General features: G+C 43.7%; 1 protein-coding gene. It reads left to right on the forward strand.

The window, feature by feature from the left end; all coding sequences use genetic code 11:
* Positions 1–187, forward strand: a 187-nt coding sequence (locus V6252_RS13810; protein WP_341610802.1) for a hypothetical protein, incomplete at its 5' end; no start/stop codon positions are given.
* Between the last annotated feature and the right edge of the window lie 19 nt (positions 188–206).

Below are 206 nucleotides of genomic sequence, written 5' to 3' on the forward strand. Positions count from 1 at the left end.
CGGTGCAGCGGTGCTGGAAGCGCCACAAATTGGCGCTTCTCAAAAAAAAGCCACTGCAGAAACGAATACTGCTTTGAGTGATGCAGCCAATTGGACATTAGATACTCAAGACGTTATAGATAGCTATCAAGAGGAAGCAGAAATTAACGATTATGTCGCTACTGGTGCTGTTTCAGACAGGCCGTAACCTTGAATGATAATATTAC

Origin of the sequence: Psychrobacter proteolyticus (genome assembly GCF_038155145.1) — a bacterium.
Lineage (GTDB): Bacteria > Pseudomonadota > Gammaproteobacteria > Pseudomonadales > Moraxellaceae > Psychrobacter > Psychrobacter proteolyticus_B.